Genomic DNA, 12166 nt, shown 5'->3' with positions numbered 1-12166 from the left:
GGATTACTCCCCTTTGCCAGCAGCGGCAGCAGGAGCGGCAGTACCGGCAGGCTTGGCGTTGTCAGCCTCCTTGACCTTGACCTCGGCGCCCGGCTTGACGTACTGCAAGCCTTCGGTGATCACACGGTCACCGGCGTTCAAGCCTTTTTCCACCAGCCAGTAGGCGCCGGCGGTACGGTTGGCCACCAGTTCACGCTGCTCGACCTTGTTGTCGGCATTGACGATCAGCGCCGTCGGGGTGCCCTTGAGGTCGCGGGTCACGCCCTGCTGTGGCGCCAGGATGGCCTTGCTGTTCACGCCGGCTTGCAGCTGGGCGTGCACGAACATGCCCGGCAGCAGGGTGTGGTCAGGGTTGGGGAACACTGCGCGCAGGGTCACGGAACCGGTGGTCTGGTCGACCGACACTTCGGAGAACTCCAGCTTGCCGTCCTGGCCGTAGTCGCTGCCGTCTTCCAGGGTCAGCTTGACCTTGGCGGCATTGGCGCCGGCTTTTTCCAGTTGGCCGCTTTCCAAGTCGCGGCGCAGCTTCAGCATTTCAGCGGAAGACTGCGTGACGTCGACGTAGATCGGGTCCAGTTGTTGGATGACGGCCATGGAGTCGGCCTGGCCGTTGCTGACCAGCGCGCCCTCGGTCACCGAAGAACGGCCGATACGCCCGGAGATCGGCGCAAACACTTTGGTGTAGCGCACGTTGATCTGGGCGGTTTGAACGTTTGCTTCCGCGGTCATGCGGTTGGCGACGGCGGTGTCGTATTCCTGGCGGCTGACGGCTTGCTCATCGACCAACTGCTTGTAGCGGTCGGAGATGGACTTGGTCTGCGTCAGGCTGGCCTGTGCGCTTTTCAGGGTGGCTTCATACACCGACGGGTCGATCTGGTAGAGCTGTTGCCCTTCCTTCACGTCCGCGCCTTCCTTGAACAGACGCTTGAGAATGATGCCGTTGACCTGCGGGCGAACTTCCGCGATGCGATAGGCCGTGGTGCGGCCTGGCAATTCGGAGGTCAGGGTAAAGGCTTGCGGTTGAATAGTGACCACGCCGACCTGAGGGGTTTGAGCGGGCGGAGCCGCTTCTTCCTTTTTACATCCGCTGAGCAGCGATGCCAGGGCGACGGCAGTGACCAGAGCGGTAACAGCTGGCTTAAGTTGCATGAAGATCCTCGGGTCAGGCGCGCAGGGTGCGCACAAGAAGTGTGGAAGGGTAAAAAACAAGCTGTGAGTGGATAAGTAGCTTGCTACGCAATATACTTACGTTCATGGTTGTTTGTAAACTCTTGACAGGCTTCGCGGAGTGTTGGCAAAGCAACGCCCGAAGCCTCGATTCCATTACGTTCGGCACCCATGACGGTGTCGTCCCACAAATATTCGGATGATCGTTTACGTCTATTAACGTTGCGTTAACGATAGCCCCCAGTGTCCTGATTGAGGTTTTACTGCCATGGTTCGTCGCACCAAAGAGGAAGCTCAGGAAACGCGCAGCCAAATTCTCGACGCCGCCGAGCAAGCCTTCTATGAACGCGGCGTTGCGCGCACCACGCTGGCGGACATTGCCGCGCTGGCCGGTGTGACGCGGGGCGCCATCTATTGGCATTTCAGCAATAAATCCGATCTGTTGCAGGCGTTGCTCGATACCTTGCACGAGCCGCTGGACGAACTGGCCCGCGCCAGTGAAAGCGAGGATGAACTCGACCCGCTGGGCTGCATGCGCAAGCTGTTGATTCATCTGTTCCATCAAGTGGCCCTGGACCCGAAAACCCGGCGCATCAATGAGATCTTGTTTCATAAGTGCGAATTCACCGATGAAATGTGCGACATGCGCCGCCAACGCCAGACCCACAGCCTGGAATGCAACCTGCGCATCGGCCTGACATTGCGTAACGCGGTCCATCGCGGGCAACTTCCGGAAAACCTCGATACCACCCGTGGCGCGGTGTGCATTCACGCCTACATCAATGGGCTGATCGGCCAGTGGCTGCTGGTCCCCGACAGCTTCCAGTTACATCAGGAGGCGGAACGCTGGGTGGATGCAGGGCTGGACATGCTGCGCTGGAGCCCCAGCCTGCGCAATTGAGACAAAATGCGTAATTGCATCAGGTTGTGTCAACAGTAAAGCCCAAGGACCGTCAATCGTCCTTCTGCCTGATGGTGGGGTGACTTTATATACGGGCTGGCGGGCGGTTGATAGGTAGCCGCCTAAGTATTTTGTAGCGATTTTGTTGCAGGGCTGTGAAGGAGTGTTTCCAAGGGCAACAGAGTGTCAAACATGTGGGAGGGGGCTTGCTCCCGATGGCTAGGGTTCAGTGAGAACATCTCTGACTGACACACTGCCATCGGGAGCAAGCCCCCTCCCACATTTTTTTGCGTCTAAGGCGATTACAGCGCCAGGGTCGGGTAGTCGATGTAGCCGACCGGGCCTTTGCTGTAGAAGCTGTCCGGACGTGCTTCGTTGAGCGGCGCATCGGCCTTCAGGCGAGCTGGCAAATCCGGGTTGGCAATGAACGGCACGCCCCAGGCCACGGCATCGGCTTTACCTTCGGCCAACCAGGCGTTGGCGCTGTCCTTGGTGAAACGTTCGTTGGCGATGTACGCGCCGCCGAAGGCTTTTTTCAGTTGTGGGCCGAGGCTGTCGGCGCCTTCTTTTTCACGCGAGCAGATGAAGGCGATGCCACGTTTGCCCAGTTCACTGGCGACGTAGGTGAAGGTTTCCGCCAGGTTGTCGTCGCCCATGTCGTGGGAGTCGGCACGGGGTGCCAGGTGCACACCGACGCGGCCGGCGCCCCAGACTTCGATGGCCGCATCGGTCACTTCCAGCAGCAGGCGTGCACGGTTTTCCAGGGAGCCGCCGTACTGGTCAGTGCGCTTATTGGTGCTGCTCTGCAGGAACTGGTCGAGCAGGTAACCGTTGGCGCCGTGGATTTCCACGCCGTCGAAGCCAGCGGCCTTGGCATTCTCGGCACCGGTGCGGTAGGCGTCGACGATGTCGGCGATTTCAGCGGTCTCCAGGGCGCGTGGGGTCGGGTAGTCGGCCAGAGGGCGCACCAGGCTGACGTGGCCTTTAGGCTGGATCGCGCTGGGGGCAACCGGCGTTTCGCCGTTCAGGTAGGACTCATGGGAAATACGGCCCACGTGCCACAGTTGCAGGAAGATCTTGCCGCCCGCGCCGTGCACGGCCTTGGTCACGTTGGCCCAGCCGCGCACCTGGTCGTTGGACCAGATGCCCGGGGTGTCCGGGTAGCCCACGCCCAGCGGCGTCACCGAGGTGGCTTCGCTGAGGATCAGCCCGGCGGAAGCGCGCTGCACGTAGTACTCGGCCATCAGCGCGTTGGGCACGCGACCGGCGTCGGCACGGCAGCGGGTCAGCGGCGCCATGATGATGCGGTTCGACAGTTCCAGGTCGCCCAGTTTGATCGGATCGAAAATAGTCGTCATGGGATAACACCCTTCTCTTTAAGTGGTTGATCAGTGGGTCGCAGGGGCCAGGTCGGCATCGCCGCTCTGACGGAAAGTAATCAAGGTCACCAGCAGCGCGAGAATCGCCAGGGCCGCTGCGGCCAACGGCACGCTGGTCAGGCCGAAACCGTGGGCGATCACACTGCCGCCGACCCAGGCGCCGAGGGCATTGCCGATGTTGAAGGCGCCGATGTTCAGGGTGGATACCAGGTTCGGTGCGGCTTTGCCGAAGGTCACCACGTTGATCTGCAGCGCGGGTACGGCGGCGAACGAGGCGGTGGCCCAGAGGAACAGAGTGATTTCGGTCGGAATCACCGCGACGCTGGTCCAGGTCAGGGCCGTCGAGACCACCGCCATGCTGACGAACACGCCGATCAGGGTGGCCGCCAGGCGTTTGTCCGCCAGCTTGCCGCCGATGATGTTGCCGACGGTGAGGCCCAGGCCGATCAACAACAGCGTCCAGGTCACGCCTTTGGGCGACACGCCGGTGACGTCGCCCAGCAGCGGCGCGACGTAAGTGAAGAGGGTGAACATCGACGCGGCAAACAGCGCGGTCATGCTCAGCGACAGCCAGATACCGGCGCCCTTGAGGGCTGCCAGTTCGGCGCGCATGTCGAGTTTCTCTTCATCACGTTTGGCGGGCAGGAAGCGGATCAGGCCGATCAACGCCACCACACCAATCACCGTCACCGCCCAGAAGGTCGAGCGCCAGCCGGCTTCCTGGCCGAGCGCGGTGCCCAGCGGTACACCGAGCACGTTGGCCAGGGTCAAACCGGTGAACATCAAGGCCACGGCCGAGGCACGCTTGTTGGCCGGTACCAGGTTGGCGGCGACCACCGATCCAATACCAAAGAACGCACCGTGGCATAGCGCGGTGACCACACGGGCAAACATCAGCACGTTGTAGTCACTGGCCAGGGCGCAGAGCAGGTTGCCGATAATGAAGATGCCCATCAACGCTACCAGGGCAGCCTTGCGTGGCAGCTTGGCGGTGGCCAGTGCCATGAAAGGTGCACCGATGGCCACGCCCAGGGCGTAGCCGGTGACCAGCCAGCCAGCGCCGGGAATCGACACGCCGAGGTCCGCCGCCACATCGGGCAGCAGGCCCATGATGACGAACTCGGTGGTGCCGATGGCGAAGGCGCTGAGGGCCAGTATGAGTAGCGAGAGGGGCATTATCGTTTCCTTGTTACAGCGCTGCGTTGTCGTCAGCGCTGAGTTCAGTGGTGAGCGCGGCGAGGAACGCCTGGATGGTTTCCTCGTTGCGTTTGAAAAAGTGCCACTGCCCGGCCTTCTGGCTGCTGATCAATCCCGCCCGTTGCAACGTCGCCAAGTGAGCCGACACCGTTGACTGGGACAAGCCGCAGCGCTGGTCGATCTGCCCGGCGCAGATGCCGTACTCGTGGTTGTGCAGTTGCTCGGGGAACTGCACTTTCGGGTCTTTGAGCCAGGTGAGGATGTCTCGTCGTACTGGGTGCGCCAGTGCTTTTATTATTTCGTCGAGGTCGATGGACATGGCAGGTGCTCGGTGTGGTACAGCGTTATATCGCGATGAGGCGAACCTTAAATCGTTGTATCCCGATATACCAATATGATTTTGCTCTGAGAACAGGCCAAATCGGTATATCGGGTTATAACGATACATTGTCGGCAGTGATAGACTGCGCGCCATGAATTATCTCGCACATCTGCACCTGGGCGGCCAACTTCCTGCGCAACTGCTGGGCAGTCTCTATGGCGACTTCGTCAAAGGGCGCCTGCAGGGCCAGTTCAGCCCGCAAATCGAAGCGGCGATCCAACTGCATCGCTCGATTGATCGTTTTACCGACAGCCACCCGCTGGTGGGGGAGGCATTGTCGCGATTCAGCCTGACTCGCCGGCGCTATGCCGGAATCGTCCTCGATGTGTTTTTCGACCACTGCCTGGCGCGGGACTGGGCGCTGTATGCCGACCAGCCGTTGGAGCGCTTCACCTCGCAGGTGTACCGCGTGCTGGCGGCCGAGCCGCAATTGCCGGGGCGGCTGGCGCAGATTGCGCCGTACATGGCGGCGGATGATTGGTTGGGTTCTTACCGTGAGTTCGCGGTGATGGAGCAGGTGTTGCGGGGGATTTCGCGGCGGCTGACACAGCCGGAGGCGTTGGGGTTTGCAATGCAGGAGTTGCGTCAACTTTATGAGCCGCTTAGCGAAGACTTCCGGCTGTTCTATCCAGAGTTGCAGGCCTTTGCACGCAACCATCTGACCACTGAGGTCTAAAGGTGGGAGCTGGCTTGCCTGCGATTGCAGTCTGCCAGTTGATACATGTGTTGCTGACCCACCGCTATCGCAGGCAAGCCAGCTCCCACATTTTGATCGGTGTTCACTTTATTCAAGCGGCGAATGCTGGCCGTGCATCTACCTGCTCTGCTTCCGGCAACGGCCCAAACAACGCCTTTTGCACCGCCTGCTGCGCCTGATACGCCAGCGCCGCACGTTCCTGCCCGGCACAGGCAATCGGCTTGAGCACGTGAATCTCCACATCGCCCTGGTCATTGGCAAACAGACGCATCAGGTGCGACAGCAAATCATCATCGCCAATAAACGGTGCCAGCGGGTCTACCTGGCCATCACGCAAATAACGGATCGCCACCGGTTGCAGCGACACATCGGCATCAATCGCACTGGCCAGCAAGCGCCCGTGAAACGTACGCAGGCTGCGCCCGTCGGTGGTGGTGCCTTCGGGAAACATCAACAGCGGGTGCTGTTGTTCCAGATGGCGGGTCATCTGCTTGCGGATCAACTGGCTGTCGCCCGACCCTCGGCGGATAAACAAGCTACCGGCCTTGGCTGCCAACCAGCCCGCCACCGGCCAGGTACGCACTTCGGCCTTGGACAGAAATGACATCGGCGCCACGGCGCCCAGCAACGGAATGTCGGTCCATGACACGTGATTGCTCACCCACAGCATCGGCTGCGTCGGCAGCTCACCGTGCACCGTCACACGAAAGGGCAGGGCATTGGTTAGCCGCGCCATGAAAAACCGCGACCAACGCTGGCGCCGCACCATCGAGTTGGCCACGCCCAGACGCTCAAACAGCCCGAACACGCTGGCCATGCTCAAGCCCAGCGCCACCACCAACAACACGCGGGCGATGCGCCCGTAAATCCGCAGGCGACTCATCACATCGCCGCCTTGAAGTGACGGGCGTAACGCGGGCACAACTCATCGCGCTTGAGCAGGATGAACACGTCGGCCACCTGGAAATCTTCATCCCAGCACGGTTCGCCGCAGATCTTCGCGCCCAGGCGCATGTAGGCCTTGAGCAGTGGCGGCATCTCGGCGATCACGTTGGACGGCAGGTCCAGGGCCGGCAGCGGTTTTTTTGGTTCGGCGCGCAAGTGTTCATTGCACAAGTAGCGTTCGCGCAGGCGCTGCATGATCGCGTGGGCCTGGATGCCGCCGTCGTGCATCGGGATGCTCGCGCAGCCCATCAGGTAGCTGTAGCCGCCCTGGTTGAGCACTTCGGCCAACTCGCCCCATAACACGGCGATGGTGCCGCCATTGCGGTAGGCCGGGTCGACGCAGGTACGGCCGATTTCCAGGATTGGGCCCTGCAAATGCAGCAGGCCATGCAGGCTGAATTCTTCTTCACTGTAGAACCGGCCCAAGGTGCTGGCGGCCTGGTGGTCGAGCAAACGGGTGGTGGCGACGAGTCGACCGCTGTTCAAGTCCCGCACGCCGATGTGGCTGCAGTGAACATCATAGTCATCCATGTCCAGGCCCAGCTCAGCGCCTTTCAGCTTGGCGTTGAACTCGCCGCTGAACACGTTGAACCGCAGGGCCTGGGCTTCCTGCAACGCCTGCGCGCCAACCAGGCGTTCGGCTTGCAGACGGCGTTCATTGCCGGTGTCGCTGATGCGGGCGATCTGAGTCATGGCGAGTCTCCGAGTGCCGGCCACGATTTCGGCCGGTCGACTTTGTTGTCCAAAGTCAGGCTATGTAGGCTCGGTGTCATCTCCATGAAGTTATGGTGACGCTTGGATGACAGCCCATCCTGTCGCAAATCTGTCATCAGCCTCGGCTAGGCTCGCGCACTTGAATGCCCCCTTGAGTTTGCGTCCATGGTCAGAGGCCTGCTGTGCGTTGCCTTGCTGTTCGTCACCGTTGTCGCCCACGCCGAAACCTGGCCCGATAAAGAATGGGCCAAGGGCACGCCACTCTCAGGTCCTGCTGTCGATGCCTTGGACGCCTACGCGTTCCCGGCGCGGGACGACGCTACCCGCCAAGGCATTCGCACCGACGCGTTGCTGGTGATCCGCGACGGCGAGGTCATCTATGAACGTTACGCCGCGCCCACCACAGCCAGCACGCCACACCTGACCTGGTCCATCAGCAAAAGCCTGATGGCCACCGTATTGGGTGTGGCCTACGGCGATAACCGTTTCAAATTGTCCGACCCGGTGGCGCGTTTTTACCCGCCCATGAAACAGCACCCGAGCGTGACCATGGCCGACCTGCTGCACTGGGCCTCGGGCCTGGACTGGCAGGAAGACTACGAATATGCGCCGCTGAAATCTTCGGTGGTGGCGATGCTCTACACCCGCGGTCGCGGTGACATGGCCGACTTTGCCGCAGACACCGCAGCGGCCAGCCCACCGGGCCAGGCTTTTCGATATTCCAGCGGCGACAGCACTATTTTGTCCGCCGCCCTTAAAGGCATGCTCGGTCACAAGGCCTACGTGAGTTACCCGTGGGATGCGCTGTTCAAGCCGCTGGGCATTCGCAACGCCACCTGGGAAACCGACGCCGACGAAACCTTCGTCGCCTCGTCCTACGCCTACCTCACCGCTCGCGACCTGGCGCGTGTCGGCCTGCTGATGGCACGGGAGGGGCGCTGGGGGGATCAACAGTTGCTGCCCAAAGACTGGGTCGCCTTCAACCGTCAGCCGTTCGATAAATACACAGCCGGCCAGGACGAAGCCGTTCCCGGCGGCCACTGGTGGCTTAACCAAGGTGCGCCGCGGCCCTGGCCAGACGCGCCCGCCGACACTTTTGCGGCCCTCGGCCATTGGGGCCAGGCGCTGTTTGTGATGCCTGAAAAACATCTGGTGATCGTACGTTACGGCGATGACCGCGACGGCAGCTATCGCCACAACGAACTGCTCAAACGCGTGCTTGCGGCGGTGCAGCCATGATCCGTCGTCGTCCGTTTACCAGCCTGTTTCTGCTGCTGTTGCTCGCCCTGCTGGGGTGGATCTGGCACGAGCGCGTCAACCTGCAAGCCTTCCCCGACATCATCGCGGCGTATACGGCCAAGGAGTATTGCTCGTGTCGGTATGTGATGAATAATCCGGCGGCGTATTGCCGTGGGTATGTGAAGCAATACGTGCCGACCAGTGCGTTCCACGATAACCCGGAGCGCAGTGAAGTGACGGCGAGTGGGTTGGGGCGTACGCACAGTGCACGGTGGTTGGGGGAGCGGCAGGGGTGTCGGCTTAATCCCTGACCCACCCGCTTCCGCAGTTGATCGACGTTATTAGTTCCATTGCGCCCGGCACACGGCACAGTTAAGGTTCGTGCAGGTTTTTTGCCTCATGAGTCTTTATGTTCAATGTCAAACCACTGGCCTTCACACTGTTGACCTGCGCCGCCGTGCCCGCCCATGCCGACTGGTACCTGGACAACGAGTCCTCGCGCCTTTCCTTCGTCACCACCAAAAACACCGAGATCGCTGAGGTGCAGCGCTTCCTGGTGCTGCACGGCAAAGTCGACAGCAAGGGCGCCGCGCAATTGGAGGTGGAGCTGGAGTCGGTCAACAGCGGCATTCCGCTGCGCGATGAGCGCATGCGCAATCAGTTGTTCGAGATCAAGACGTCCCCCGATGCGCTGATCAACGCGCAGATCAACCTGCAACCCATCAACGACCTGGCGCCCGGCGCGCAATTAGAATTGCGTTTGCCGCTGAGTGTCACCCTGCACGGTAAGACCCAGACCTACAGCGCCGAGCTGTTGGCCACGCGCCTCGATGACCGGCGTTTCCAGGTGGTGACCCTGGAGCCGGTGGTGTTGCACGCGGAGGACTTCGACCTGGCACCGGGCGTGGCCATGTTGCGTAAGGCGGCGGGGCTTAAGTCGATCAGTTTGTCGGTGCCGGTGGGTGCGGTGCTGATTTTTACGGCGCGCTGACGTGAGCGGTGCGGTGTTCCCATGGCGCAGCGCCAACCGGTTCGAGTTGTTGATCGACGGGCCGCGTTTTTTTCCGCAGATGCTGGTGGCCATTGCGCGGGCGGAGCGCCAGGTTGATCTGGAGTTGTATCTGGTCGAAGCCGGAGCCTGCGCCGAAGAAATGGTGAAAGCCCTGGTGCAGGCCGCCGAACGCGGCGTGCGGGTGCGTTGCCTGTTTGATGATTACGGCAGCCTGGCGTTTACCCTTGGGTTGCGCAAACGCCTGACCGACGTGGGTGTGGAGTTGCGGTTCTACAATCGCCTGAGCTGGCGCCGCTGGATGCGCAACCTGTACCGCGACCACCGCAAGCTGTTGTTGATCGACCAGGAAATCGCCGTGGTCGGCGGCACGGGTGTCACCGATGAGTTCTGGACGCCAGGGCAAGACACCGCCGATTGGCATGAAGTGATGGTGCAGATCAGCGGCCCGCTGGTGCTGGACTGGCAGGCGCTGTTCGACCGCCAATGGCATGCCAACGCCGCCCGCCGGGAGTGGAAGCCGGCGACCCATTTTGGTTTGCCGCGTTTGCCAAAGGTACCGGCGACCGGGCCGGGGCTTGGTCGGGTGGCCTACGCCGACGCCCGTCAGCACCGCGATATCCTGCAATCGCTGATCCGCGCCTTGAACAACAGCCAGCAGCGTATCTGGCTGGCTACCCCGTATTTTCTGCCGACCTGGGGCGTGCGCCGTGCCTTGCGCCGTGCCGCCGGGCGCGGCGTCGACGTGCGATTGCTGCTCACCGGCCCGCGCACCGATCATCCATCGGTGCGTTACGCCGGGCATCGTTATTACCCGCGTTTGCTGCGTGCGGGTGTGCAGATCTTTGAATACCAGCCGTGCTTCCTGCACTTGAAGATGGTGCTGGTGGACGATTGGGTGAGCATTGGTTCGTGCAACTTTGATCACTGGAACCTGCGCTTCAACTTGGAGGCCAATCTGGAGGCGTTGGACCCGGAGTTGACGCGGGCGGTGGAGGGCAGTTTCGAGCGGGATTTTGCCCAGAGCCAGGCGGTGAGCCTGGAGGCGTGGAAGGCGCGGCCGTTGTGGCGGCGGGTGAAGCAGCGGGTGTGGGGGTGGATTGATCGGTTGGTGGTGAATTTGCTCGATCGACGAGGCTAGTACCGACACCACTGATCAAATGTGTGAGGGGGCTGTGGTGAGTGGGGGTTGTCCCTTTGCGGGTTCACTGCAGATCTAATAGGGCTGCTTCGCAGCCCAGCGCGGGGCAAGCCCGCTCACCACAGCAAGCCCCCTCTCACATTTTTAGAGCAGTTCGAAGGTTTGTTGCTGCACATCCTGGGAGTCCAGCCCGATCTGCACATTGAACTCGCCCGGTTCTGCGGCGAATTTGAGCTGGGTGTTGTAGAACTTCAAGTCTTCTTCGGTGATGGTGAAGTGCAGGGTGCGCTCTTCGCCAGCCTTGAGCATGACCTTCTGGAAGTTCTTCAGCTCTTTGATCGGGCGGATCATCGAACCGGCTACGTCCTGGATATACAGCTGCACCACGGTTTCGCCGTCCACCTTGCCGGTGTTGGTCACGGTGACGCTGGCGTCGAGCTTGCCGGTCTTGTTCAGGGTGGTGGAGGACAGCGCCATGTCGGACAGGCCGAACGTGGTGTAGCTCAAGCCATAGCCGAACGGGAACAGCGGCCCGGTGGTGTCATCGAAGTACTGCGAGGTGTAGTTGCCCGGCTTGCCTGGCGTGAACGGCCGGCCAATGGTCAGGTGGTTGTAGTAGGTCGGAATCTGCCCCACCGAGCGTGGGAAAGTGATCGGCAGTTTGCCCGACGGGTTGTAGTCACCAAACAGCACGTCGGCAATGGCGTTGCCGCCTTCGGTACCGGCGAACCAGGTTTCCAGGATCGCGTCGGCCTGCTGGTTTTCTTCCAGAATCGACAGCGGACGGCCGTTCATCAGCACCAGCACCAGCGGTTTGCCCGTGGCTTTGAGGGCCTTGATCAGGTCACGCTGGCTTTGTGGGAGGTTCAGGTCGGTGCGGCTGGAGGATTCGTGGGACATGCCACGGGATTCACCCACGGCGGCCACCACCACGTCAGCCTCCTTGGCGGCTTTGACCGCTTCGTCGATCATCACTTGGGCAGGACGGGTGTCATCCACCACTTCCGGTGCATCGAAGTTGAGGAAGTTGAGGTAGTCGACCACGGCCTTGTCGTTGGTAATGTTGGCGCCACGGGCATAGAGGATCTTACCTTTTTCGCCGATCACCGCGTTGAGGCCGTCGAGCAGGGTGACCGATTGTTCCGGCTTACCGGCGGCTGCCCAACTGCCCATCATGTCGATCGGCGCCTTGGCCAGCGGGCCGACCAGGGCAATGGTCGCGGATTTTTTCAGCGGCAGGGTGTTGTTCTGGTTTTTCAGCAGTACCAGGCTGCGGCGCGCGATGTCGCGCGCGTCGGCGCGGTGCAGGCGGCTTTCCGCGTAGGTGTCGGCCGGGTCATCCTCGGCCTTGCCGATGCGCAGGTACGGGTCCTTGAACAGGCCCATGTCGTACTT

Annotated in this window: 13 protein-coding genes; 6 read left to right on the top strand and 7 right to left on the bottom strand. The window is 61.5% G+C overall.

The features are described from left to right. Window positions 1-3: 3 nt before the first annotated feature. Entirely contained in the window at window positions 4-1149 is a 1146-nt protein-coding gene (locus AC3ZU9_RS18580; protein ID WP_012722685.1) for an efflux RND transporter periplasmic adaptor subunit, read from the bottom strand. Between the two features lie 286 nt (window positions 1150-1435). On the opposite strand from AC3ZU9_RS18580, the gene AC3ZU9_RS18575 reads away from it, so the two are divergent. Continuing rightward, window positions 1436-2068: a TetR family transcriptional regulator gene (locus tag AC3ZU9_RS18575; RefSeq protein WP_012722686.1), complete on the top strand. Its 633-nt coding sequence runs from the start codon at window positions 1436-1438 to the stop codon at window positions 2066-2068. Window positions 2069-2370: 302 nt separating this feature from the next. Here AC3ZU9_RS18575 and AC3ZU9_RS18570 read toward each other — a convergent pair whose 3' ends face one another. From AC3ZU9_RS18570 to AC3ZU9_RS18560, 3 genes are read right to left on the bottom strand one after another with little or no spacing between them, the layout of a single operon-like run. Further along, the gene (locus AC3ZU9_RS18570; protein WP_122809861.1) at window positions 2371-3426 is read right to left on the bottom strand and encodes an alkene reductase; all 1056 of its coding nucleotides are present in this window, start codon (window positions 3424-3426) and stop codon (window positions 2371-2373) included. A gap of 30 nt (window positions 3427-3456) precedes the next feature. After that, window positions 3457-4623: an MFS transporter gene (locus tag AC3ZU9_RS18565; protein ID WP_012722693.1), complete on the bottom strand. Its 1167-nt coding sequence runs from the start codon at window positions 4621-4623 to the stop codon at window positions 3457-3459. A gap of 13 nt (window positions 4624-4636) precedes the next feature. Then, a complete protein-coding gene (locus AC3ZU9_RS18560) occupies window positions 4637-4963 on the bottom strand; it encodes an ArsR/SmtB family transcription factor (protein WP_012722694.1) in 327 nt (108 codons plus the stop codon). Between the two features lie 154 nt (window positions 4964-5117). Here AC3ZU9_RS18560 and AC3ZU9_RS18555 point away from each other — a divergent pair, with 154 nt between their 5' ends. Further along, window positions 5118-5702 carry an acyl carrier protein phosphodiesterase gene (locus AC3ZU9_RS18555; RefSeq protein ID WP_012722695.1) on the top strand — a complete coding sequence of 195 codons (585 nt, stop codon included), beginning with the start codon at window positions 5118-5120 and terminating at the stop codon, window positions 5700-5702. A 112-nt stretch (window positions 5703-5814) separates the two neighbouring features. Here the strand turns inward: AC3ZU9_RS18555 and AC3ZU9_RS18550 are convergent, their stop codons facing one another. Together AC3ZU9_RS18550 and olsB are read right to left on the bottom strand one after the other, a co-directional pair. Continuing rightward, complete coding sequence (locus tag AC3ZU9_RS18550; protein WP_043204937.1) at window positions 5815-6606, bottom strand: lysophospholipid acyltransferase family protein; 792 nt, start codon at window positions 6604-6606, stop codon at window positions 5815-5817. Then, window positions 6606-7361, bottom strand: coding sequence for an L-ornithine N(alpha)-acyltransferase (olsB, locus tag AC3ZU9_RS18545; RefSeq protein ID WP_003172415.1), 756 nt, complete (start codon window positions 7359-7361; stop codon window positions 6606-6608). The genes AC3ZU9_RS18550 and olsB overlap by 1 nt, the downstream gene beginning before the upstream one ends. A gap of 186 nt (window positions 7362-7547) precedes the next feature. Between olsB and AC3ZU9_RS18540 the strand changes: the two genes are divergently transcribed. The 4 genes from AC3ZU9_RS18540 (at window position 7548) to AC3ZU9_RS18525 (ending at window position 10771) form a co-directional block, all read left to right on the top strand. After that, complete coding sequence (locus tag AC3ZU9_RS18540) at window positions 7548-8621, top strand: serine hydrolase domain-containing protein (RefSeq protein ID WP_320400340.1); 1074 nt, start codon at window positions 7548-7550, stop codon at window positions 8619-8621. Continuing rightward, entirely contained in the window at window positions 8618-8932 is a 315-nt protein-coding gene (locus AC3ZU9_RS18535; protein WP_122809860.1) for an amidase, read from the top strand. The genes AC3ZU9_RS18540 and AC3ZU9_RS18535 overlap by 4 nt, the downstream gene beginning before the upstream one ends. A 98-nt stretch (window positions 8933-9030) precedes the next feature. Then, window positions 9031-9612 carry a YceI family protein gene (locus AC3ZU9_RS18530; protein ID WP_490091158.1) on the top strand — a complete coding sequence of 194 codons (582 nt, stop codon included), beginning with the start codon at window positions 9031-9033 and terminating at the stop codon, window positions 9610-9612. Between the two features lies 1 nt (window position 9613). Further along, window positions 9614-10771, top strand: coding sequence for a phospholipase D-like domain-containing protein (locus tag AC3ZU9_RS18525; RefSeq protein ID WP_012722701.1), 1158 nt, complete (start codon window positions 9614-9616; stop codon window positions 10769-10771). A gap of 144 nt (window positions 10772-10915) precedes the next feature. Here AC3ZU9_RS18525 and bglX read toward each other — a convergent pair. Further along, window positions 10916-12166 (bottom strand): beta-glucosidase BglX (bglX, locus tag AC3ZU9_RS18520; protein WP_490091157.1); only part of this gene is annotated, 1251 nt, incomplete at its 5' end.

This window comes from Pseudomonas sp. A39 (assembly GCF_058145955.1).
Note: the sequence above shows the minus strand (reverse complement) of the source record. Positions and strands in the feature narration are given on the sequence as shown.

Excerpts from the sequence above, each read along its gene's own strand:
- AC3ZU9_RS18580 (WP_012722685.1), bottom strand. The coding sequence starts at position 1,149 with ATGCAACTTAAGCCAGCTGTTACCGCTCTGGTCACTGCCGTCGCCCTG.
- AC3ZU9_RS18575 (WP_012722686.1), top strand. The coding sequence starts at position 1,436 with ATGGTTCGTCGCACCAAAGAGGAAGCTCAGGAAACGCGCAGCCAAATT.
- AC3ZU9_RS18570 (WP_122809861.1), bottom strand. The coding sequence starts at position 3,426 with ATGACGACTATTTTCGATCCGATCAAACTGGGCGACCTGGAACTGTCG.
- AC3ZU9_RS18565 (WP_012722693.1), bottom strand. The coding sequence starts at position 4,623 with ATGCCCCTCTCGCTACTCATACTGGCCCTCAGCGCCTTCGCCATCGGC.
- AC3ZU9_RS18560 (WP_012722694.1), bottom strand. The coding sequence starts at position 4,963 with ATGTCCATCGACCTCGACGAAATAATAAAAGCACTGGCGCACCCAGTA.
- AC3ZU9_RS18555 (WP_012722695.1), top strand. The coding sequence starts at position 5,118 with ATGAATTATCTCGCACATCTGCACCTGGGCGGCCAACTTCCTGCGCAA.
- AC3ZU9_RS18550 (WP_043204937.1), bottom strand. The coding sequence starts at position 6,606 with ATGAGTCGCCTGCGGATTTACGGGCGCATCGCCCGCGTGTTGTTGGTG.
- olsB (WP_003172415.1), bottom strand. The coding sequence starts at position 7,361 with ATGACTCAGATCGCCCGCATCAGCGACACCGGCAATGAACGCCGTCTG.
- AC3ZU9_RS18540 (WP_320400340.1), top strand. The coding sequence starts at position 7,548 with ATGGTCAGAGGCCTGCTGTGCGTTGCCTTGCTGTTCGTCACCGTTGTC.
- AC3ZU9_RS18535 (WP_122809860.1), top strand. The coding sequence starts at position 8,618 with ATGATCCGTCGTCGTCCGTTTACCAGCCTGTTTCTGCTGCTGTTGCTC.
- AC3ZU9_RS18530 (WP_490091158.1), top strand. The coding sequence starts at position 9,031 with ATGTTCAATGTCAAACCACTGGCCTTCACACTGTTGACCTGCGCCGCC.